The following is a 23,114-nucleotide window of genomic DNA, read 5'->3' as shown; positions in this document are numbered from 1 at the left end:
TTATCAAAAAGAGGTGATTGAATGTCTGAAAAAAATGACGGTCAAAACTCAAATAAAGGCTATCATGAAGGGCCCTCAGACTCTCTTGAAAAGCAACTAAATACCCAGCAAGGTAAGAAGAATAAGCAGGATGAGACGGTTCAAAACCAAAGACACTCAACTTTTTCTCAATTTAAACAATTTATTACCGGAGATTCAATTTTTAATACTGAAACAAACCATACATCAGCTGATAATCATGCCTCCGATATTGACCAATCACTCAAAAAGGACCCTGCTTTCTCCTTAACTGGTAAACGTCAACGCAAAGACGCTAGTAAACTAAAGTCTGCAAAAAGACCAAGCCCCGAACAAATAGCTCAAGAAAAAGAAAGACGCTTACGTTTGGAAGAAGCGGACTTAGCTGCAGTAAATAAAAAAGTGGAGTCACCCCAAGAAAATCTGGGGGGGAAAGCTAGCGACCTAGCTATCCATCCTGAAGAAGACAAACCCAGACTCAGTGAACCGTCGCAAAAATCAAGCCAAGATATAGAAATAACTAAAAATACAGTTAATACTAGCACCAAGCACGGTCCCCTTGCAGATGAGTCTTTACTAGATAATGAAGCTAGCCAACCAGGACAGACATCCACCTCTAGTGACAATACACTAGAAACTGATGAAACTATGGAAAATAATGACAAATTATCCAGTCCACCAATAATAGTTGATGATGAAGTAAGGCAAAAGAATGCTACAGACACTGAAGAAGCAGCTAATCAGCCTACCCCTAAACCAGGGCTTAGGCACAACTCAGACGAAGAATTAAATCATAGTTCTGATTCAAATGCTGACTTAGTGGTGGTTCCTCCTATGACCAGTCAGCGGTCACGGACCCGCCATCGTAAAGGCCGAAACCATAATAACAAAAAAGCTTCTATGCAAGAAACAAGGCAAGAGCCTAGAACTTTAAAAGAGAAACTGATTTTTGCCTTTAATATTGCCTTTAATGTGGTTTCTAAATTATTTTTATGGTTGATTTTAGCCTTAATCCTTGCAGGTATCTTTGCTGGTGGAGCTGGTATCGGCTATTTTGCCCACTTAGTGAAAGATACAGAACCACCAAGCAAAGAAGAAATGGCGACCAAACTAAACCAATATGACCAACAATCCGTCTTATTCTACGGTGATGGTAATCCGATTGCCAAAATTCAAACGGATGTGGTGCGAAATGTCACCACTCTAGATCAAGTATCACCCTACATTATTGACGGTTTCATCGCAACTGAGGATGAATATTTCTATGAACATCCTGGTATTGTACCTAAAGCAATCCTCCGAGCGGGGTTAGAAACCCTCTTTACAGGTTCTGGTACTGGTGGGTCAACTATTACCCAACAATTAGTCAAACAACAGTTACTGACGGACGACGTGACCTTCTTCCGTAAAGCAAATGAAATTCTTTTAGCACTGCGTGTAGATAAGTATTTCTCAAAAGATGAAATTTTGACCTCTTATCTAAATATTTCACCATTTGGTCGGAATAATTCAGGTGAAAATATTGCCGGAATTAATGCGGCCGCTGAAGGAATTTTCGGAGTAAGTGCCAAAGATGTCAATCTTAACCAGGCCGCCTTCTTGGCAGGTCTACCACAGGATCCTTATTCCTACACCCCTTATGAACAAACGGGACAAGTCCGTCCTGACCTTGAAGCTGGGGTTAACCGGATGAAGGAAGTTCTTTACCGGATGTATCGAGCCAAAAAAATTGATAAAACCGAATATGAAGACGCCCTTACTTACGACATTACAAAGGATTTTACCCCGGGTAAACCGACCACAGTTGCCCGCCAATCCTATCTATACCAGGCAGTTATGAATGCCGCCATAGAACGATTGATGTTAATTAATATCGAAAAAGATGGCGCCTCCTGGAAACAAGTTTGGGCTGATGTTGATTGGTATAATGAATATTATTTTGCCGCTGAACAGGAACTTAAAACTTCGGGTTACAAGGTCTATTCAACGATCGACAAAGAAATTTATGACCAACTTCAAGTTTCTGCCAAAGAATACGAAGACCAACTCGGTGCCACCTATGATGGGGTCTATACAGATCCTGAAACGGGTGAAAACACCTATTATGTTGAAAAAGTTCAAACTGGAATGGTTGTCATTGATAATGCAAGTGGCAAAGTTCTAGGATTTGTGGCCGGAACTGACTATGATAATAATCAGATTGACCACGCCTTCAAAATGCGCCGGTCACCTGGTTCAACCATCAAACCTCTAGCTGTTTACGGTCCAGCCATTGAAAATAATATCATTACCCCTTCATCAATCATTCCTGATACAGCTTTTGTCCAAACCTTTGAAGATGGCTCAACATGGGCACCAACCAATTACGGAAATACTATTTCCAATAATTATCTAACTGCTCGTGTCGCCCTCTACCGTTCTGATAACCTACCTGCGGTTAAAATTTATAAGACCATGCAGGATAAAGGCATCAACATCATTGATTATCTTGAAAAAATGGGCTTTAATACTGTCGATTCTTATACCGAAGAAGATACGGGTAATTTAGCTTTTGCTATTGGTGGGGTTACAACAGGACCGACCGTATTTGAAGAAACACGTGCCTTTACTACCTTTGCTAACGGTGGTTATTACCGGAATGGCCATCTAATTGAAAAAATCGAAGACGGTGCGGGGAACGTTCTTTTCGAAGAAAATGCTGAGCCTGTAAAAGTCTTTAATGAAGATTCTAATTATTTAATGATTGATATGTTGCGCGACACCTTTACCGAAGGAACCGGTCGGACCGCAAATGCCAATAAAACGGTTCCCGGGGATTGGATTGCTAAATCAGGAATTTCTGAAAACTCTAAAGATGTTTGGTTCCTAGCTTCCACCCCATCGATTACAATTGGCTCATGGATTGGTTATGATAGTCGTTACGCACAATACACTATTGATATTAACGATGGCTTTGACCGTGAATCAGTTCGGTCTCAAATTTATTGGGCTAAAATTGTAAATGACCTCTATGCCATCCGGCCAGAAATCTTTGGCACAGACCGTACTTTCGACCAACCTTCCTCTGTTGTGAAAGCCAAAATTCTTGAACAAACTGGGACTCAACCGGGAATTGCTCAAGTGAGTGGCTATCAAATCCAAATGACAGGCCCATTAAGAGAAGACCTCTTTAAGGCTTCTAAAGGAGCACCTAAGCTCGATATGAACTTCATGATTGGTGCAACCGATGACGAAGTGGCCCATTTCTGGAACTCAATTATTTCAGCCCAACAAGCTGCCCAACGTCAAAGAGAAGGCCAAGATACTGAACAGACGGAATCTACTTCAGAAACCGAAAGCACCGGTGACGAAAGTCAAACCAGTGAAGAAACTGATTCTAGCGAGACGGATACCACCGATACTGATACACCCTAATTAACTATTTATATAGTAAAACACAGGGATAAGCTGCAAAAAGTCATACTTTCACAGCATGGACCTGCCATCCTCAGCTGAGACTCATTAGGTCTCAGCTGTTTTTGTATTACTATTAAAATATCAAGAGAGAAAATTTGAACTTGGTCACTGAGTAAAGATCATCAAAGTTAAAATACAAATAAAAAAGTCCAGCAGTTTCACACTGCTGGACTTATCCTTAACTTTTAAAAGCGAGTCGTACCCCGTTCTTTAATTTTATGTGGTAAAATCACTTTCTTTTCATCGACTTCTTCAGAATTCATAATCTTGGTTAGAAGCCGCATAGCCACTGCACCAATATCATAAAGCGGTAACTCAATAGAAGTTAATTGAGGTCGAACCAATTCAGTCATCACTGAGTTGTGACTGGCAATTACTTGAAATTCTTCAGGCACTTTTAATCCTCGAATAATTACCTCATTCAAAACAGCTGCTGCCATATCATCATGCGTAACAATGACTGAGTCTGCTTTTTCAGCTAACAATTCATCCACTAAGGCAGGCGCTGACTTATAATTATGGCTGGTTGGCATAATTAAGCTTTCATTGACTTCTTTACCAGCTTCTTTATAAGCAGCTTTGTATCCCTTAATACGTTCTGCGTTACTCAATAGATGGTCTGGACCAGTTAAAATAGCTGGTTTAGCACCCATATCTAATAATTTAAGGGCCACATCTTTAACCGCTGATTCATCATCAATATTGACTGAGTAGAAGTCACCCTTATTGCCTGTCGCTGTTCCTGCAAAAACCACCGGTGTATAGGACCGTTCAATTTCAGCCCGAATTTGATCATTCACATCATAACCCATGAAAATAATTCCATCAACTTGTTTTGCCAAGAGTGTTTGGAACACGGCGATTTCTTTTTCAGGATTTTCATCTGAGTTAGCAAGAATAATATTATATTTATACATAGTAGCAATATCGTCAATTCCTCGAGCTAATGATGAGAAGAAGAGATTGGTTACACTTGGAATAATAACTCCAACTGTAGTGGTCTTCTTAGATGCTAAACCCCGCGCCACTGCATTAGGACGGTAATTAAGACGATCAATTACATCAGACACCTTTTTACGTGTTGATGGTTTAACATTTGGATTGCCATTCACAACCCGAGATACAGTTGCCATAGAAACGCCAGCTTCACGAGCAACATCATATATTGTAATTGTTGTTTTATTATCCATGGTATCCCCCTACCTTTTGTCTACTAATTTAGATTTATAATAGCACAGTTATCAGGCTAGTGCAAGCGCTTTATTTTCATTATATTGCCTTAAGGATAGGCTTAATATGAAAGAATTTAATCATGATAGTATCATATTTCAGTCTAATTTTCTGTGATAAATCTTACACTCTAAATGATAAATTTTCAGGTTTTTATCTAATTTTTATAGCAAAATAATGAAAACTAAATTTCCACTTGAAACCAATGAAAATGAGGTTTCATTATCTAAAAGACTTACTTGTCAATCTTATTTTGAGCCTAAAAAAACCCTAAGTTTCTATGGGCATCAAAAACCAAGGGTTTGGCTTGAAACCACAATTACTTAGGGCTCAAAATATAAGATATTAACTTCTTATTTTTCTAAGGATTCTTCAACAGCATCCTTAGTATCTTGAACAACTTCTTTTGCTTTATCTTTGGCATCTGCTACGTCATCGCTAGCTTTGTCGAATTGTTCTGCAGCAGTTTCTAACACAATATCCTTAGCTGCATTCAAGTCGCCTGCAACACGTTGACCTTCTTCTTTAAGCAGTTCTGCGCCAGCTTGAGCATCTTGACTCACTTGATTAAATTTATCTTTGGCAGTATCTTTAAAGTTTTGGAAATTTTGACCATATTCTTTTGTTGATTCATCTAAACGTGATTTTAATTGATCGGCATTATATTTTAAATTAACTTTAATATCCTGGGTTGCTTCAGCAGCGGCATCATACAAGTCTACGCCACGTTCAACTGCACGATCAGTATATTCGCTGGCACGGTCTAACCAGTCATCTAATTCACGATTTAAGTCTTCTCTTAATTCTTCACCAGATTTAGGGGCAAATAGTAAAGCACTTGCACCTGCAATTGCTGCACCAAATAACGCACCTAAGAAAAATCCACCATCTTTTTTAGCCATAATAATTTCCTCCTATTTTTTAAGCATTTTGATTAGGACAAGTTCTGTCCTTCCTTATTGATTATTATTGTTTAATTCGAATCTCGCCCGCTGTTTTTGAAGGAGCTGTTTTGATAAAAGCTTTCAACTGGTCTTCAGCCGCCTTGGCTTCAACTTGAGCTTGACTCGCTTGATCAGCCATTTGACTTAATGATTCAACGCCTTGATTGGCATTCTTAACTACGACATTTTGAGCTTTCTTATTGGACCGACCCCGAATATTTGAAAATGCTTGGGTTGCAGTCACAAATTTACTGATTTTTGATTTATTGCGTTTTGCCACTGAATCGAATAAATTAGACGTCATATTCTTAGTAGAATCATTCAAATCAGATACGGTCACACCTAAATCACCAATGGCGGTAAATAAAGGATCAGTTTTACCTAGTTTACCATTGACATCATCCACTAAGCTGTTGGCTTTATTTAATAGGCCTTCAACCTCAATGGACAAGTTGTCCACATCTTTGGTCACCACATCAAGAGTTGTGTTGACCCGCTTCACGGTTTCCTTCAAATCTGACATTACCTTAGCTAGTTTTGATAAATTGATACATAAGAAAACTACCAAAACTGCAAAGGCAAGGGCTGCAATCATGCCAGCCAATTGTCCTATTGTCATTATTAGCCTCACTCCTTCTTTTTACTTTAGTGATATCTTTATCTTGTACTAAATATACCATGATTTCCCCTCTAAAACAAATAAAAGTGATTGGACTAGGCTTCTAAGCCTTTTCATTTGGAGATGAGCTTTACTCTTGCTATACTAAATTAGATTGGAGTGTGAATTTATGGTGGCTCAAATTCCAGAACAAGTCATACACATATGTCTAATATTTTTGCAGATTCTTCTATTCTCAATTATATTTTACTTTATAAAAAAATTAGCTTTACATTTTCTAGAAAGTCACTTACCTAAATTAAAAGGACGACACCAGTCAACGAATCGCGCCCGTACTTTAAATACAGTGATTCTCAATGCAGCGACCTACTTTCTTTATTTTGTCTATATTTACGTCGTCTTATCCTTGATGGGAGTACCTGTCGGTACTTTAATCGCAGGAGCTGGCGTGGTCGGGGTTGCGATTGGTCTCGGTGCCAAAGAATTAATTACCGATGTCATCAATGGCTTTTTTATCCTTTTTGAAAATCAATTTGAAGTCAATGATTGGGTGAGTCTACCTAACCATTCGTTAGCGGGCTCCATTGTAAAAGTAGGTATCCGAACAACCACCATTAAGGCGGCCAATGGTGACCTCTACTATATTCCTAATTCCGAAATTTCAATTGTAAATAATCAAAGTCGGCAAGTTCGAACTGTCAATATTGATTTGCCTATGAATCACCAACTTCCTCTAGAGGAATTCGAAACTGTTCTCAAAAATAAAGTCCGCGTCCTCGAAGAAAAATATGCAAGTTTACTTGCTGGTCCGAGCGAATTAATTGGGCCAATAAGATCTAACGGAGGGTTAGACCAGGCTTTCGCCTACCGGATTGCCTTTCAAGTAGTCAACGGTGAGCACTACCGGCTCGAAGCCAAGTTGTATCGGGAGTTCTTTTTGGACTTGCAACAAAATGATTTGCTCCTGCCCAATTCAATTTACAATAAGTAAAAAAGGAGCTCAGCCGCATAGAGTCATATGCGACTGGGCTTCATTTTGTATTTAGAATGATGAGGAGTGTGACGTTATCGCCAACGCCACACTCTTCTTTTATAGTTGATAGTGGTGAGGTTTTAGGAAAGTTGCGAAGATTGATTTCTTGGCAACTGTTTCCAACTTGAACTTGCGAAGAATTAATTTTTGGCAATGGCAGTCAACATTGACAAATATTATGGCTGCTTCGATTTTAAGCTTCAATTGACTGTTAGTCAGTTCATCGCGAAGCCGATTTTTGTCACGGAGAAGTTTAGTGAAAATATCTGGAAAAATATGGCCATCCTCCACCCGCTTAATTTGCTGTTCCATATAAGTAAAGGAGTCTCTATAATTTTTGATGTCAAAAGATAGAGGGTGTCTCCAGCAAACATCACCACATCGATTTCAAAATTGCCTGCCATGGCAAACCAAGTGTTACGATAAATCAGCCATTCGGGGTGGGCCCACCCGTCCAAGAGCTCACTAAAACTCATCTCAACCCAGATGCCCTCCTGCAAGGCATGAAGATCTTTTTCATTATGGTCAGTTAGTTTGCCTCGACTCAATAAACAAGTTAAATAATTTAAATCGTGTTGATAGATCGTGCGCAATCCCTCCTATCAGTAAATACCCAATATTAGGCCAGTTCCTTTAATAAAGTTCGCAAAAATCAAAAAATCCGCGACTGCCACATAGGGCAATCCCGGATCAAATTTATCGATTCAAAATTATAAGTCAAACTGCTGACTTAAGCGGTCTAGCTTTTGTTGATCATCATCATAAAAATCAACCTTGATTTGATTTTCATTCACCTCGACAACCGCAAAAGTTCGTTCGGGTTCCGGGCCGCGGGAATGATTTAAAGAGCCTGGATTAACAAACAAAATCCCCTCTTCCATACGGGCATATAATTTATGGGTATGTCCGTGGAACATAAATTTAGCGCCGTTTGTCTGGGCCAGGTCCTTCACCCCACCTAAGCCATGATTCACCCCATAATAATGACCATGAGACAAAGCGACTTTACCAGCAGGGGTATTAATGAAGGTCTCAATTTCATAACCTGGATCAAAATCCATGTTTCCTTTGACCACCCCATCAACCAAACCCCAGATAACATCTCCAGAAGAAAATTCAGAATCACCCGTGTGGAAAATATAGTCGACTTTATCGCGCCATTGCGACAATAGATTCATCACCAAATCATAACGGCCATGGTTATCACTAAGAACAAGCATTTTCATATTTTTTTACCTCCTCTAACCAAGCCGGTAAAACCTTTACTAAATTTTGAAAGGCATGGGCTCGGTGAGAAATCTGATTTTTGCGTTCGATTGGAAGTTGCGCAAAAGTCGCTCCTTCTTCCGGTACGTAGAAAATTGGGTCATAGCCAAAGGCTTCAGGATCGGCCACATAATCTTCTAGAATTTGTCCTGGGGCTTGACCTTGAACCACTAAACTTTCTACACCCGGATAAGCTAAGACCAAGCAAGAAACAAAGTGGGCGGACCGGTCGTTGCCGTGGACATCCTTAAGAGCATCCAAGAGTTTCAAATTATTAGCATGATCGTCATGGCTCTCACCAGCATACCGGGCCGAGTATACACCCGGCGCCCCATCCAAGGCGTCTACTACTAAACCAGAATCATCCGCCAAGACAATGGTTCCAAAATGAGCGGCCATGGGTTCGGCCTTAAGTCGGGCATTGGCTTCAAAAGTCGTCCCGGTCTCTTCAATATCCCCAATTTCTGGGTAATCAGCCAGGGAGGTCACTTCAAGGCCAAAATTTTTCAGAAGATTTTTTATTTCAACCACTTTGTGCTGGTTATGACTAGCGATGACTAGCTTCATGGATTATCTCTCCTTTGATTTTGCATTCTTGAACGTACAAATCAGGCTGGCCCAACCACATTTGGGCAAAGCGAGCAAATTTGGCACCTGATCCAGTCGTGTAGTATGTATGAGTGGGTGGCATTTTTTGCGCGTCTTCAGCGGACCGGCTTAAATTGAAATAATCCAATAAGGCGGACACTTCATTAATGGTTTCAACCCCAGAATCAATCAGTTCCACTTCCGGTCCCATAAATTCTTGGATTTGAGGCCGCAAATGAGGATAGTGGGTACAGCCTAAAACCAGGGTGTCAACGCCAGCATTTTTCAGTGGCGCCAAGTAGTTAGCCACAGTATTCATGGTTTCTGGCTGGACCATTTGATTCTCTTCCACGATAGGCACAAAGTCAGGACAAGCCTTAGAGAAGACTTGTAATTGAGCGTTTTTCTCATGGATAATCCGGGCATAAGAGTCTGAATTAATGGTCGCCGGAGTCCCGATAATACCAACCTTATTATTTTCAGTGGTTAAAATGGCCGCGCGTGAGCCCGCATGAATAACGCCTACCACTGGAATAGCCAAACTAGCCCGAATTTCATCAAGGGCCGCAGCGGCACCGGTATTACAGGCAATAACCAGCATCTTAATCCCTTTTTCTCGGAGAAAATTAGTCATCTGCCAGATAAAACGACGGATCTCGTCGACAGAACGGACCCCATAAGGGGCGCGGGCTGAATCGCCTAAGTATATACTGGATTCATTAGGAAGTTGCTTGAGACTTTGCTTCAAAACCGTCAAGCCACCAAAGCCAGAATCAATAAAACCGATTGGTAATTTCTTCATAAGGTCACTCCTTATCTTTACTGTGTTCTATTTTAGCATAAGTTACTTGTTTCAACATAATAAATAACTATGATCTGCGATTTGACTCTCTGATCAACGTATGAGTTACGAAAAACTTCTCTTTGCAGATCTAAGCAAAAATTAGTTGCGAAGAATCTTATCTTTGCAAGTCTAGGTCGGGAAAAGTTGCCGAGATTTATTTTTTCGCAAGTCTGACCGCAAAAGAGTTGCAAAGATTCTTTTATTCGCAACTTTAACTACAAGTTAGTTACCAAAAACTAAATTTTTGCAAGTTTCCAGCCTCTCAAACCTCATAAAAAAATTGCCAAGGTACCTGATCCTTGGCAAATTCTCCTATCACATAATAACAAAAGAACAGGCACGCCCGCAAGCGTGCCTGTTTTTACTAAATAACTTTACATTACTATTTATCCGTCTTCTTCTCAGATTGAGACAGTGCGTAAGACCGCTTCAAGGAATTCCAGATTCCCTTGTCAGAATAGATTAAAACGTTATTCTTGTAGAATAAAACTGAGATATAAGCGATCACGATTACTGTTACTACTGAAATAGCCACTGATAACCAAACTTCCCCCATACCAACAGTATCCGCTGCAATCCGGAATGGCATCACAAATGGGGTGAATAATGGAAACATTGAACCAATCCGCACAATTGGGTTAGTCGTGTTTGATAAGGCAAACATCCCAATATAAAAACCAGCAACGGCTAATAAAGTAATTGGAGTGATTAGTTTAGTAACATCTTCTGTCTTAGATACTAAGGATCCTAAGAAGCCAGCTAGGAAGGTATAAGTAAATACACCGGTAATCGCAAAGACTGCTGCTAAGCCTAAAAGACCTTTATTCTGACTCAATAAATCAACGACATTAAACGGAAGTTGGTCTAAGAAGGATAACCAATTTTGACTTTTGGCCACAAACCAAATAACCACACCTAAAACAATATAAGCTGCAATTTGAGTCAAAATAATCATTACAATCCCTAATAGTTTACCCATAAAATGATGGGTCGCTGTGATTGAAGACAAGATAATTTCCATAATCCGTGAGCCCTTTTCGGCTGCAATTTCTTGCGAAATAATCCCCACATAATTCATGATAAAGAGGAAGACCACAAAAGACACGACATAGGCAATCCCAGTTTTGGCAAAATTCATCGCCATATCTTGGCTTTCTTCCTTCACTGTGCCATTATCCCCTTGTTTCAAATTCACATCTTCAATCGTAAAGTCTTGCCCTTCTAACTGAGCGACTTTGTTAGGGTCCAAACCTAACTTCTGAGCACTCTCAATTTTATAATAAGAAGTTAGAGAATCTTGAATGGCTTTAATATTTAAAGAATCGACATCAGCTTTTTTATAATAACGGGCAGAAGATTGGTCATCCAATAAAAGATAGCCATCAATATCGCCAGCTTTTATCGCTTGATTGGCTTGATCTTGACTATCAAGATATTCAAGCGTCAAAGAAGTATCGGACTGATTTATAACTTCTTGAATTTGGCTCGAAGCATTAACTATACCTAAGTTCCCTTCATTAGCTCCATTTTCCATATTACCCATAAAATAACCAATAGCAAAAATGACTCCCATCATTACTAACGGTCCAAAAACCATCCATAAGAAAGACCATGATTTAACATTTTTACGGTAAGTTTCCTTAGCAACAATCCATAATTTATCCATGATGACCACCTGCTTCCATCTTGAAAATCTCCTCTAAGGTTGGCGGTTGTTGATTAAAGACTGGTAAATACCGACCTTGGGTTAAAGTCTCATACAAATTAGCCCCAACTTCTGGGTTGGCTAAGTGCAATAAATAGCCACCTTGGCTTAAAGGTTTAACTTCAATTACACCGTCTAAGTTAGCTAATTGGTCTTGCGTCCAAGTGCCACCCTCAATGTAGAGCTTAATTCGACCATAGGACTCTCTCACTTCTTTGAGTGTACCATAAAGCCGTTGCTCACCATTATGAATCATTAATAATTTGTCACAAATTTCTTCCACATTTGACATATTATGAGAAGAGAAAATAATGCTAGAGCCCTTTTGGGATAAATAACGAATACCATCTTTCAATAGATCAGCATTAACTGGGTCCAAACCAGAGAATGGTTCATCCAAGATAATTAATTCCGGTTCATGAATTAAGGTCGCAATCAATTGAACCTTTTGTTGGTTCCCTTTTGACAAGGTTTTAACCTTATCCTTACGAGATCCTTTAACTTGGAATCGTTGCATCCAATCATCAATTCGGTCAATAATCTCTTTACGTTTCATGCCCCGTAACAAAGCAAAATAAATAATCTGATCTTCAATGGTCATCTTATCATAAAGACCGCGCTCTTCAGGCAGATAACCTACGACATTATAAACCTGCTTATTCATAGGCTGGCCTTTCCAAAGAACCTGACCATTGCCTTCAGGCGTCAAGAAATCAAGAATCATTCGAAAAATTGTTGTTTTACCTGAACCGTTTTGCCCAATCAGACCCATTATTTGACCTGGTTCGATGGTAAAAGAAACATCATCAACCGCGACTAAATCGCCAAAGCTTTTATGCAAATTTTTTACTTCTAGCATGTTACACTCCCACCTTTCGGAACAATATTATCACATTAATTTACTCCATACAATATATAATATAGTTAATATATATATATAATATTGTGGACTCAATTTTCTATTAAATTCACTTGATTATTTCAATGGTTACGTAAAATAGTTGTAAATAAACGATTTTCATTTATTTAAACACAAACAATTCTACTTAAATATAAGTTATTCAATTTCAATATCTAAGGGTTCATCAATGGCCTCTGAAACATACTTACCATCCTTTTTGCGTTGCTTCACACATTCAGTCAATAAATATTCAATTTGACCATTAATGGACCGAAAATCATCCTCAGCCCACGCCGCGATCTGCTCATAGAGTTTTGCAGAGACTCTAAGAGGAATTTGTTTTCTATTTGCCACTATTAATACAAACTTCCAGAATTAACCACTGGACTCACATCATTGTTCCCACAAAGGACAACTAATAGATTTGAGACCATAGCGGCTTTCCGTTCTTCATCTAAATCAACCACGTCTTGTTCTTGAAGTTTATCTAAAGCCATTTGTACCATACCAACTGCACCATCAACAATCATGGCTCGCGCATCAACTAAGGCTGAGGCTTGTTGTCGTTGCAGCATGGCCGCCGCAATTTCAGGTGCATAAGATAAATATGTTATTCGTGCTTCAATAATTTCAAGACCTGCAAATTCAACCCGTGCTTGAATTTCTTCTTTTATCCGTTGAGCTACAATCTCACTCGAACCCCGTAAAGACCCATCATCAGGTTCTCCATCACCCGTTGTGTCAATCTCAAAAGATGGATTCACATCATAAGGATATTGACGAATAATATTCCGTAAGGCGGTATCTGTTTGCAGTGATAAAAATTCCTTGTAATTATCTACGTTAAACACCGCTTTGGCGGTATCAGTCACCCGCCAAATGACTGCAATCCCGATTTCGACAGGATTTCCAAGAATATCATTGATCTTTTGTTTGGAATTATTGAGGGTCATAACTTTCAATGAAATGCGCTTGGAAGGTCGATTGTAATTGGACCCTTCCTTATCCGGCGAATTCGTCACATGATGAATATTTTCGCTAACATCCCCACTTTGACTTAAACGGGTGTTCGCTGCCGGATTAAAGGACGTCACGAACGGATTAACAAAGTAAAAGCCTTCACCCTTCAGTGTCCCAATATACTTACCAAAAAGCGTCAAGACTAAGGATTCTTGCGGTCGTAAAACCTTTAGACCACAAAGTAGAATCCAAGCAAACACCGCGTACAGCACACAGACAATGAGAATAATTCGACTCATACCGGTATCGGTATGAGTATCGAACTGGTTTATCACTTTAATAAAGAAAAAAGCTGCGATTGCTAAGCCAATGAAATAACCTAACAAGACCACCATCCCAGATTTGCGACCTTTCAAGATCTTTTCTTGCACTAAATCACTTTGATCTAACTTATGATTGACATTTTCCATTTCCAGCACCTCATTTCTATTTGATATCATAATCATATCACATTGATAGAAAGAATCAAGTCTGTGCAGATAAAAATTTTTTAATTTATGATAGAAAGTGTTAACCAGACTGAATTGGCGAAAGTTGCTCACTAAGCTAGCACTGCTGGACCGGTTGGGGACCACTTGCACCTCCACTCGTCACTGTTTAACCGATTTAGGACGGCTTACACACCAACTCGTCAAAACCACTCCCCAATTAGAACGCCTAATCCAAAACTCAATCTCTAATTATCAAAAAGGAGGGATTGCCTGCAAGTCGTCCTTTTCCGAATACTATAGCACCAACTACAATACTGCACGCCCCCATCCCCTCTAGCTACCGACTAGAAAGCCATAAAAAAATAGGCTTGGCGTTGGCCAAGCCTAATTCATTTAAAACAACTATTCTTCACTGCTGGCATCAGATTCAACCGCATCCAAGTTCTCCGTTAGTGGATCGGCAGACTTGTCAGAATCACTGCTTTCACTAGAATCTACAGATTCACCTCGGGAATTGGCAAAGTCACCCATAATCTCAACTACAACACCATCTTGGCCGGCCTTAAATTCCAAGTCATCCCCTTCCTCAACAAATGGTAAGCGGTCACTCAAGGAAATATCGGCTCGATAGACTTGTCCATCCACCATGAAGTAGTAGATAGAATTGCCATCCACAACCGTGGCTTGTATATTTTCAACCTGACCAGTGATGGTTTCGAGGCTTGACTCATCAACGACTTTGGCATCTTCAATTTGGTTGGTGGCCGCGTAATCTGCCAATAATTTTTTGACGGATGGTGCCGTATAGACTTCTTGATAATCTTGGGCATCCACTAAGGCATATTGTTTAATTAAGCCTGAATTATCTTTAAGGGTCAGAATATATAAAGGATCCCCGCCCACATTAATTAGGAGTGGGAAGGTAGCTGTATAAGATTTTTCTTGGAGTGATCCTTCAGCTGACGCCATGGCTGAGAATTCTTCGGCAGCTGTTAAAGGATACATAGAGGCTTCTTTGGTCCGCATATTGACCAAGACAAAACCGATATTGGATTCGTCAGCCACTACAGAAGTAATCCCGGTATACATATATAAGTCATCTCCAATGGCTAAGTAATTATAGCCCTTGGTTGGTTCAGTCACCCCATTTTTGGCAAAGAGTGAGTTAAAGAAGCCATTACTGTAATGACCGTGCATTTCTAATTGATGCATCAATAAATCTGATGAGTAAACCCGGTCCACCCAAGATGGAATCTCATTCAATGGATAGTATTGGGTTACCCCAGTCATAGCATTCAAGGTCACCAAACCCGTGACCTTTGGTTCTTTTAAGAAGAAATGACGACCATAAGTCGTGGCAATATAAAAGGGATTACCTTCGTCATCTACTTCAAAGGACGGATGACTGAACATTTTAAAGGGATAAGCAAAGCGTAACTTCCGTAAGACATTGCGGTTAAACATATCTGAATAAGAATACTTAATCGGTTGAGCGGGCTTTTCTAGGGTAACCTTCCCAGTAACATTATCCACTTGGATGTAATTAGGAATTCCCTTGGAAAAATTATTCAACCATTTGAAAAAGCCAGCATATTCTAAAGGACTTACCCGGAAAGGTTGGCCGGCCTTAGAAATTTGCGTATAATCATCCGCTGCTTCAAATTGTGAGACGAGTTCAGTTAAAGCACCTAATTGGCGGTCCCCTAAGCGTTCGGCCGTATCCCGGTCCACCAAGGTAATATGATCCATGTCTGTTTCTGGAAAGTCTTTAGAAAAATCTTTGGTCTCGATTTTAATCATATTGGCAAAACTATCTGCCATAAAAACTGGTGAAAAAATAAGATTTGAGACAAAAGCCACTAGCAATAGGATTGGCCATGGATAAATCAAGAGCTTATATTTAAGCGGTAATTTCCATTTAAAGCCTTTGCCCCCATCTGTCCCTGCCTTAACCTGGTCATAAAGCCCCATGCCATCGGCTAAGCTTTCGATAATAATTACAATTAAGGTAATAACAAATAGCATCATCCAAAATTCTGGAGCAGCATAGTGAATCGCAGGTAAGGCGACATAATAATATATCGTCACTCCAATCGCTAAGACTAAATACAACCAGCGAATTTTAGTCCCATATTTATCACTTTTCTGGAAGATATCCTTAAAAGAAAAATTCTCATGGTTCATTTTAAAACGTTTCGTACGACTTGAATTGGTTACGTCTTTCATACGGTCCTCCTTTTGACTAATTCTTTAATAATCTTTAGTCAATTGTAACAAATTTTTCCCCAAAAATATATACATCCTAGGGAGTATCTTTGCGCTTACAAAACCGTGGCCACAAAAAAATAGTCCATCTAAACCAGAAGTATTTAGGAAAAATTATTTACTCGTCAGAGCAATAAATTGGTCAATCAGAGCAGCCACTTGGTCTAGGGCCTGGGTCCAAAAGGCAGGAGTGGTAACATCCAAGCCCATAATGGCAGCCGTATCTTCAACTGATTGTGTCGTGGTGGCTTTTAACATGTTCTTATATTTAGCAACAAAACCATCCGGTTGGGCTTGGTATAAGGCATAAAGTCCCCGTGAGAATAAGCCGCCAAAAGCATAAGGGAAGTTATAGTAGGACAAACCGGTTGAATAGTAGTGGGACTTGCAGACCCACATATAAGGATGAAGATAGTCTGGATCTAAGCCTTCGCCGTAGGATTGTTTTTGGGCATCTAACATGATAGCTTCTAAATCCTTAGAGAAAAGGAATTGGTCTTGGCGTTCACGGAAGACCGCATCTTCAAATAAGAACCGGGAATAAATATCCACGATAATTTGAGCTGTATCAGAAATTTGTGATTCTAACAAGGAGATTTTCTCTTGGTCATCCGCTTCAGAAAGCAGAGATTCCATAATCAAGGCTTCATTAAAGGTGGACGCTGTTTCTGCTACTGGCATGGTGTAAGACCAGTTCAATGGCTTCAAGTCAGCAATCTGAACTCCATGATAAGCATGACCGAGTTCGTGGGCAAAAGTCACAATATCTGATAAAGATCCTTCAAAATTCAACATAATCCGCGATGAATCAATAAAAGGCAGGTTAGAACAGAAAGCTCCACCCCGTTTACCCTTGCGAGGGAAGTAGTCAATGGCTTGGGCTTGGTACATGGTTTCCACCATGTCTGCTAAATCAGGACTGAATTTGCTGAAGTGTTTGACCAGATAATTTTTGGCTTCTTCTGGGGTATAAGTCTTAGAATTTTCCTGCGAGCCCATAGGTGCAAACAAATCATAGAAAGGTAAGCCTTGGTCATGGCCTAAAAGTTTCCCCTTATGCTTAAAGTATTTGCGGAAGGCAGGTAAAGACTCTTTAATGGCTTCCAATAAGGCATCCAAGGTGGCTTGCGACATGCGGGAATCTTCCAAGGTTTTGGCTAGGGGTGATTCATAACCCCGGAGGTCAGCTAGGTCAATGACTTGGGACTTGATATTATTCAAGGCAAAGGCCACCGGTTCTTTGATGGTATCGTACATAACCAATTCTGTTTCATAGGCCGCTTTCCGGATTTCAGGGTCTGGATCGTAGGCGAGGTTCCGGATTTCGGATAAATTGACTGACCGGCCTTTGAAGTCATGTTCGACGGTGGAAGTGAGCAGGCTTTGGAGTTGGGACCAAGCTGCCCCAGCCGACATATTCATACGGGCAATGACTGTTTCGACTTCATCTGACAAGCGATGTTGGTTTTCTTGTTTAGCTTCTTGGAAGTAAAAATCATAATCCGCTAAGTCAGGATCTGAGGCTGGGTCAATTTGAGTGGCGCCAATAAATTGACTCACCTTGGTCAAAATTGCGGTACCAGCTGCATTAATTTTGCGGAGCTTGGCTTGGGCTTTCAAAGAAACCTGGTCAGAGGTATCAGTCGAAAGCTGCAAGGAAGAATAAGCAAATAAACGGCGGACTAAAACCGTATATTCCTCCAATAATTTAATCGCTGCTTTAATATTTTCAATTGAATCCGTTATATCGAGTGCTTCAAAGTCTGCAAAAATTGCCTCAAACCGAGCTAAATCAGCTTGGTATTCGGCTGACTCATAGCTAGGATACAAAGCATCCAAGGACCATTTACCCTCTTGCATTCTCATCATCCTTTCATTTTATAATTAAATTATTATAACATGCTGGCACAGTTCGAGCAAAGCGAGTTACTATGCCAGTACTCATACGATGATAGGAGTATGAGTTCCTTTTTATTGCAGTTTGAACAAAGTGAATTACTGCCTCAATGTCCATACGACCAAAGGGAGTATGGAATCCTTGACGCTCGGATGGGAGCACCCTATTTATTTCGCTACAAACAATTTATTATTAGTATTACCTTCATGGAAATGCGAGTAGTACTCATACCCTCCACCTCTTCACACTTCTTTACCATTTTATTCATATCTTTCTCCTTGTTTATATATTACAAACAAGTTACAATTAAGATAAATAAAGCATTATCATCGATAAAGGAGGAAAAACTATGAAAAAATGGCTTAAACAATTAGCTGTCCTAGCAGCTTCATTCAGTCTATTTGCTCAAGGTCCGTCTCTTATTGCCTATGCTCAAACGAACCAATCAGGTTTAGAAGAACATCGTGGTGAAGCTTTACCTGAAGAACTAATTGGTACTTGGGAAGATGACCAAGGCCATCAAATGATTTTAAGTGAATATGCTTACGAAGATGAGACCCAATCACTCACTTTAACTGGCTATGATTTGGAAGTAAAATCTCAAGATTTACGCACCTATATTCTCTATTGGGACACCACTGATATTGATCCTAATGTAAATCCACAACCGATTATGCTCGACTACAATGGTCACAATTACACCATCACAGCCGGTTATACCTACCATCGGCAAGGCGAAAGTGAAGAAACTCAAGCACGTGATTTACCAGTTGAAATGCAGGGTAAATGGCAATCGACTACGGATGGTTCAACCCTAACAATTGGTCCAAGATCCTACCAAATCGATGACCAGTATACCTATATCATTACCTCATATACTAGCCAAGAGCTCAATGACGGCACGGTCCAATATACTCTACAATGGGACTTGGATGACTACATTCAAGAAACCGGTCAAACCCCACCTGGACCACAAGCGATTACTTTAGTTTTTGATCCAAACCAGGCTAGTCCTGAAGGCTATGTCGCATTTGAGGCTGAAGATCCAAATACCGATAATTCTAATAGCCAAGCAGATTCAACAGCTGAGAACACGCAAGAAGAAACTGAGGAAACTGAAACCCAGACCGACCAAAGCTCAGACCAAGCAAGTACAACGGTGGCTTCCATTTCTAGCCTTGAGAAGAAAGAAGCACCTAAATCTGCCACTGCATCGATTGACCCCGTCACTCCAAAAAATCAAAAAGGATTCCTACCAAACACCGGTGAAAGTGGGTCACTGATCATGATTATTGGTGGAGTAGTTGTTCTAGGACTTGGTATCTTCCTACTCCTATCTAAGAAAAAATCAAAACACTAATGATTTAAATTGACAATAAATAACACGCACAGGAATTTTCTTGTGCGTTTTATTTGTATTTATAAAATTTATTTATGAGTTCCAGCTAAATAATCAATCACCCCATAACCTACTTCAGGAGCCTGATAACCTTGAGTACCAGCTGCAAATTCTGCTTGAATTCGTGCTAGGAGGTCAGGGTTCAAAATCCCTTCTGCACCGGTATATGCCATAGCCTTAGCAGCTCGTTCGAGAGCCAAATCAGCATCCTGAGTAAGTGTGTGATTGGCAAATTCTTTGGTATGTAAATTAAAGTCCGGTGCATTCAAGCCAATCCATGGATGAATGGTTGGCCGTACCCATGAAACATTTCCGATATCTGACCCAGCGCCCCCTTCTAATTCAGGCATGGCTCCACCATCTAAGCTTTCATAGAAGCAATTAAAAGTTTGGGATAAAGGCTGGTTATTCAAAAGACTAAGATTAACTGGTTCATTCCGCCAAAGCTTCCACTGACAATCTGGTGCAACTTGACTGGCACATTCTTTAGCCAAATCTTCAAACACTTGATGAATCGGTAATATTTGTTCATAAGTATCAGCCCGGATTAAATATTTGATGGCTGCATAATCAGGAATAATACCCGCTTGGTCACCACTAGCCACAAAGACCCCATGAATATTTAAATCGGGATAGGTTTGTTTGACTTGATTGAGTTTCACATAGAAGTTTGTCGCCGCATCCAAGGCATTAATTCCCTTTTCCGGTGCCATGCCCGCATGCGAAGACCGTCCGTAGAAATCCACTTGCAGAGCATCAATCGCCCGGACAAAACCTGAGGCTGCATTATAGCCTAAAGGATGAGCTTGAATTACTAAATCAGCTTCATCAAAATAACCATGGTCACTTAATTGTACCTTGCAGCAAATATTTTCTTCACCGGGTGTGCCTAGGACCATCACCTTACCACCTATCTCATCAAGGACTGACTTCAAAGCCGTAGCCGCACCAAGGCTTGTGGTACAAATCCAATTATGGCCACACCCGTGCCCCACTCCAACTAAAGCATCAAATTCAGCTGTATAAGTTACTGTTGGCCCTGGCTTACCAGAATCGTAGACTGCTTTAAAGGCTGTTTCTAATTGATCTAGATTAGGTTGAACTTGAAAACCTTCCTGGCTTAAGAAATCTTGGAGAAGTTTCGATGATCGAAATTCCTGACCCCCAATTTCAGGATGGTGGTATAAATCTTCTTTCAGTGCCAATAATTGAGACAGAACCTTTTCCAATGCTTCATCCATTTTATCTTGAAGATTTTGATTTAATTTAACTTCCATGAGTCATCCCCCTATTAGACTAAACTAGCTTCTTCTCATTGTAAACTTATTAAGTATTTTTATCTAGTCTAATCTAATTTTAATTTGGTTGGAAATTTGAATAAACAAAAAAGCCCGATTAGGGCTTTTTAATCGTATCTTTTATTATCCTGAGAATTAAAAAATATTTGGACTAACTTTTTATATCTTCCTTATTATACTTATTCTATTCATAGGATTCATCAACGTGAGTCATCCAAGAAGGTTGAATCAGCGGACCATTTTGCGGAATATGGTGGATTCATTAGAACGGCATCAAAGGTATAAGGTTCATCACTTGGCCAGTCCTTATTTAAAGTATCAGCATTGCTTAAGCGCATATATTCTGTTGGAACACTGTGAAGAATGAGATTCATTTTGGCTAAATTATAAGTCGTTATATTCAGTCCTTGATCATGGTAATGTACAGAATTTGGATACTCCAAATTAGGTCGAACATTCAGCATTAAAGAGCCTGAACCCCAAAAAGCATCTATGAAACATCAAATCGAAAAATATTGATGCCATTTATCACACCTAACCAAAAAAAAACACAATCATATATGATTTAGGTAATCCATTCTAATAATATTTAAATCTATTATTTTCTTCAAAGTATTTACCAATGGCAAGCAGCCTATCTTCTCTTCCTTTATTTGTTGTAAACATTACTCCTAAAGGAAGTCCATTTTCTGTTGTGTGTAGTGGTAAGCTTAAAGCTGGTTGTCCTGTTAAGTTGTGAATAAAAGCAAATGGTGAGTATTCTGTCCCTGAATAGTATGTCTCCAAAATTAATGATAGTAGTTCATCTTTTGTCATACTGTCGAATTCTTCATAATCAGCAAGTTTATCTATTTTTAATGTATACTCATCTATACCAGGAGCTGGTCTAGCAGTGGAAGGTTGAATTAAAACAGGATATTCTTTATATAGGTTTGAAAACACATCTGTCAATTTATCCCAACTATCAAATATAGATGAATATTCCCAAGCAAGTACTTTTTCACCAAGCTTGCCAAGTGCAAATGCATCATCACCAACTTCCCCTCTTTTTATAGGTCTTCCTAAAGCTTCTTCTATTGCAATGAAACTCTTTCTCTGTTCTGCAGCATTCATAGTAAAATATCCTGCTAGATATGACATACCATCCACTTCAGGATTAACTTCCTCAACAGTAAATCCTTGTTTCCTTAAAAATTTAACAGTATCTAATACAGCTTTTATGGCTTCATCTGAAACTTCACTTCCCACAAAAGACTTTGTTGTATATGCGAATTTTATATTTTTTAATTCAGTATATTCTCTTTCTAAATCTTCATCATTAAGATTTTGTAGCGAAAAAGGAATTGCCTCTATTTTATCTGTTTGTAATATTTTAAGCATGTTCCAAGTATCTCTAATAGTTGAAGTAATCGCGAAGTTAATAGAAGCTCCTCCCCATGATCTCCATGATCCAGGACCAGAAGCTGTACGACCTCTAGTTGGCTTTAATCCTACTAAACCTGAAAACGATGCAGGAATTCTAATTGAACCACCACCATCTGATGCAGCTGCAATTGGAACCATACCGGATTGTACTGCTGCAGCAGCTCCACCAGAAGAACCACCTGCATTGTAATTAACATTTACAGGATTTGCTGTTGGCCCATATATACCACCATCTGTTATATATAAAAGAGCAAATTCAGGAACATTAGTATGCCCCACAATTATAAAACCTGCATCCAAAATCTTTTGAACATAATTATCTGTTATGTTAGCAATATTATTTTTCAATAATGGTGAAGCAGCAGTTGAAGGTTTCCCCTCATAGTCTTGACCTGCATCTTTTAATAAAATAGGAACCCCTGCAAAAGGAGCTGAAAAATCTGTACTGACCCCCTAAAGTTGGACCAAAAAATCCAACTTTAGGGGGTCTTTGTATGGCTAAATATAGCTTAGAATTCAAAATGAAAGTCGTCGCAGAATATCTTTCGGATACGATTGGATACAAACCGTTAGCTAAAAAATACAACATGAAGGATACTCAACAGATTAGGCGGTGGGTCAATGCCTATCAAACGTCAGGGATTAAGGGGTTAAAACGCTCTCGTCAAAACAAAAAATACAGTGTAGAATTTAAGTTGAAAGCTATTACACTTTATGAATCCGGCGAAAAATCCTATCAAACCCTGGCTAATGAACTTGGGATAAATAATCCCTC

The 23,114-nt window shown here is 39.6% G+C and carries 18 protein-coding genes and 2 pseudogenes; 4 read left to right on the top strand and 16 right to left on the bottom strand.

The genetic code is table 11. The features are described 5' to 3' along the window. The first annotated feature begins 21 nt into the window (after positions 1-21). Complete coding sequence (locus G396_RS10230; RefSeq protein ID WP_028125246.1) at positions 22-3,432, top strand: transglycosylase domain-containing protein; 3,411 nt, start codon at positions 22-24, stop codon at positions 3,430-3,432. Positions 3,433-3,659: 227 nt separating this feature from the next. On the opposite strand, the gene ccpA is transcribed toward G396_RS10230, so the two are convergent. From ccpA to G396_RS10220, 3 genes are all read right to left on the bottom strand, one after another. After that, complete coding sequence (gene ccpA / locus G396_RS0105000) at positions 3,660-4,664, bottom strand: catabolite control protein A (protein WP_006417421.1); 1,005 nt, start codon at positions 4,662-4,664, stop codon at positions 3,660-3,662. 393 nt (positions 4,665-5,057) lie between these two features. Further along, positions 5,058-5,606: a YtxH domain-containing protein gene (locus tag G396_RS10225; protein WP_006417429.1), complete on the bottom strand. Its 549-nt coding sequence runs from the start codon at positions 5,604-5,606 to the stop codon at positions 5,058-5,060. A gap of 64 nt (positions 5,607-5,670) precedes the next feature. Beyond that, on the bottom strand, positions 5,671-6,267 hold the full coding sequence (locus tag G396_RS10220; RefSeq protein ID WP_034907618.1) for a DUF948 domain-containing protein: 597 nt from the start codon (positions 6,265-6,267) through the stop codon (positions 5,671-5,673). 217 nt (positions 6,268-6,484) lie between these two features. On the opposite strand from G396_RS10220, the gene G396_RS10215 reads away from it, so the two are divergent. Next, positions 6,485-7,258: a mechanosensitive ion channel family protein gene (locus tag G396_RS10215; RefSeq protein ID WP_248623904.1), complete on the top strand. Its 774-nt coding sequence runs from the start codon at positions 6,485-6,487 to the stop codon at positions 7,256-7,258. A gap of 257 nt (positions 7,259-7,515) precedes the next feature. Here the strand turns inward: G396_RS10215 and G396_RS0104980 are convergent, their stop codons facing one another. From G396_RS0104980 to G396_RS0104935, 10 genes are all read right to left on the bottom strand, one after another. After that, positions 7,516-7,893, bottom strand: a complete 378-nt coding sequence (locus tag G396_RS0104980; protein ID WP_028125245.1) for a hypothetical protein — start codon at positions 7,891-7,893, stop codon at positions 7,516-7,518. Positions 7,894-8,010: 117 nt separating this feature from the next. Further along, on the bottom strand, positions 8,011-8,526 hold the full coding sequence (locus tag G396_RS0104975) for a YfcE family phosphodiesterase (RefSeq protein ID WP_006417519.1): 516 nt from the start codon (positions 8,524-8,526) through the stop codon (positions 8,011-8,013). Beyond that, entirely contained in the window at positions 8,507-9,133 is a 627-nt protein-coding gene (locus G396_RS0104970) for an XTP/dITP diphosphatase (RefSeq protein ID WP_028125244.1), read from the bottom strand. The genes G396_RS0104975 and G396_RS0104970 overlap by 20 nt, the downstream gene beginning before the upstream one ends. Beyond that, the gene (gene racE, locus G396_RS0104965) at positions 9,114-9,956 is read right to left on the bottom strand and encodes a glutamate racemase (RefSeq protein ID WP_028125243.1); all 843 of its coding nucleotides are present in this window, start codon (positions 9,954-9,956) and stop codon (positions 9,114-9,116) included. Before racE ends, G396_RS0104970 begins: the two co-directional genes overlap by 20 nt. A 424-nt stretch (positions 9,957-10,380) precedes the next feature. Then, positions 10,381-11,664: an ABC transporter permease gene (locus G396_RS0104960; RefSeq protein ID WP_028125242.1), complete on the bottom strand. Its 1,284-nt coding sequence runs from the start codon at positions 11,662-11,664 to the stop codon at positions 10,381-10,383. Beyond that, on the bottom strand, positions 11,657-12,562 hold the full coding sequence (locus G396_RS0104955; protein ID WP_028125241.1) for an ABC transporter ATP-binding protein: 906 nt from the start codon (positions 12,560-12,562) through the stop codon (positions 11,657-11,659). Before G396_RS0104955 ends, G396_RS0104960 begins: the two co-directional genes overlap by 8 nt. 198 nt (positions 12,563-12,760) lie before the next feature. Beyond that, entirely contained in the window at positions 12,761-12,958 is a 198-nt protein-coding gene (locus G396_RS0104950; protein WP_028125240.1) for a type II toxin-antitoxin system antitoxin, read from the bottom strand. Between the two features lie 2 nt (positions 12,959-12,960). Beyond that, a complete protein-coding gene (locus G396_RS0104945) occupies positions 12,961-13,995 on the bottom strand; it encodes an SPFH domain-containing protein (RefSeq protein WP_211224446.1) in 1,035 nt (344 codons plus the stop codon). Between the two features lie 462 nt (positions 13,996-14,457). Beyond that, on the bottom strand, positions 14,458-16,281 hold the full coding sequence (locus G396_RS10210) for a hypothetical protein (RefSeq protein ID WP_034907613.1): 1,824 nt from the start codon (positions 16,279-16,281) through the stop codon (positions 14,458-14,460). A gap of 153 nt (positions 16,282-16,434) precedes the next feature. Then, positions 16,435-18,180: a M3 family oligoendopeptidase gene (locus G396_RS0104935; protein ID WP_028125238.1), complete on the bottom strand. Its 1,746-nt coding sequence runs from the start codon at positions 18,178-18,180 to the stop codon at positions 16,435-16,437. Positions 18,181-18,566: 386 nt separating this feature from the next. On the opposite strand from G396_RS0104935, the gene G396_RS0104925 reads away from it, so the two are divergent. Then, complete coding sequence (locus tag G396_RS0104925; protein WP_028125236.1) at positions 18,567-19,577, top strand: LPXTG cell wall anchor domain-containing protein; 1,011 nt, start codon at positions 18,567-18,569, stop codon at positions 19,575-19,577. Positions 19,578-19,645: 68 nt separating this feature from the next. On the opposite strand, the gene G396_RS10205 is transcribed toward G396_RS0104925, so the two are convergent. From G396_RS10205 to G396_RS10200, 3 genes and pseudogenes are all read right to left on the bottom strand, one after another. Next, complete coding sequence (locus G396_RS10205) at positions 19,646-20,893, bottom strand: M20 family metallopeptidase (RefSeq protein WP_051221142.1); 1,248 nt, start codon at positions 20,891-20,893, stop codon at positions 19,646-19,648. Positions 20,894-21,117: 224 nt separating this feature from the next. Further along, positions 21,118-21,405, bottom strand: a pseudogene (locus G396_RS0104915) (N-6 DNA methylase); the annotation flags it as partial. A gap of 88 nt (positions 21,406-21,493) precedes the next feature. Then, positions 21,494-22,759: pseudogene (locus G396_RS10200) on the bottom strand (amidase family protein); the annotation flags it as partial. A 74-nt stretch (positions 22,760-22,833) separates the two neighbouring features. On the opposite strand from G396_RS10200, the gene G396_RS0104905 reads away from it, so the two are divergent. After that, on the top strand, positions 22,834-23,114 hold a 281-nt coding region (locus G396_RS0104905), incomplete at its 3' end, for a helix-turn-helix domain-containing protein (protein ID WP_028125234.1).

The sequence above is a fragment of the Eremococcus coleocola DSM 15696 genome (assembly GCF_000428865.1).
Taxonomy (GTDB): Bacteria; Bacillota; Bacilli; order Lactobacillales; family Aerococcaceae; genus Eremococcus; species Eremococcus coleocola.
Note: the sequence above shows the minus strand (reverse complement) of the source record. Positions and strands in the feature narration are given on the sequence as shown.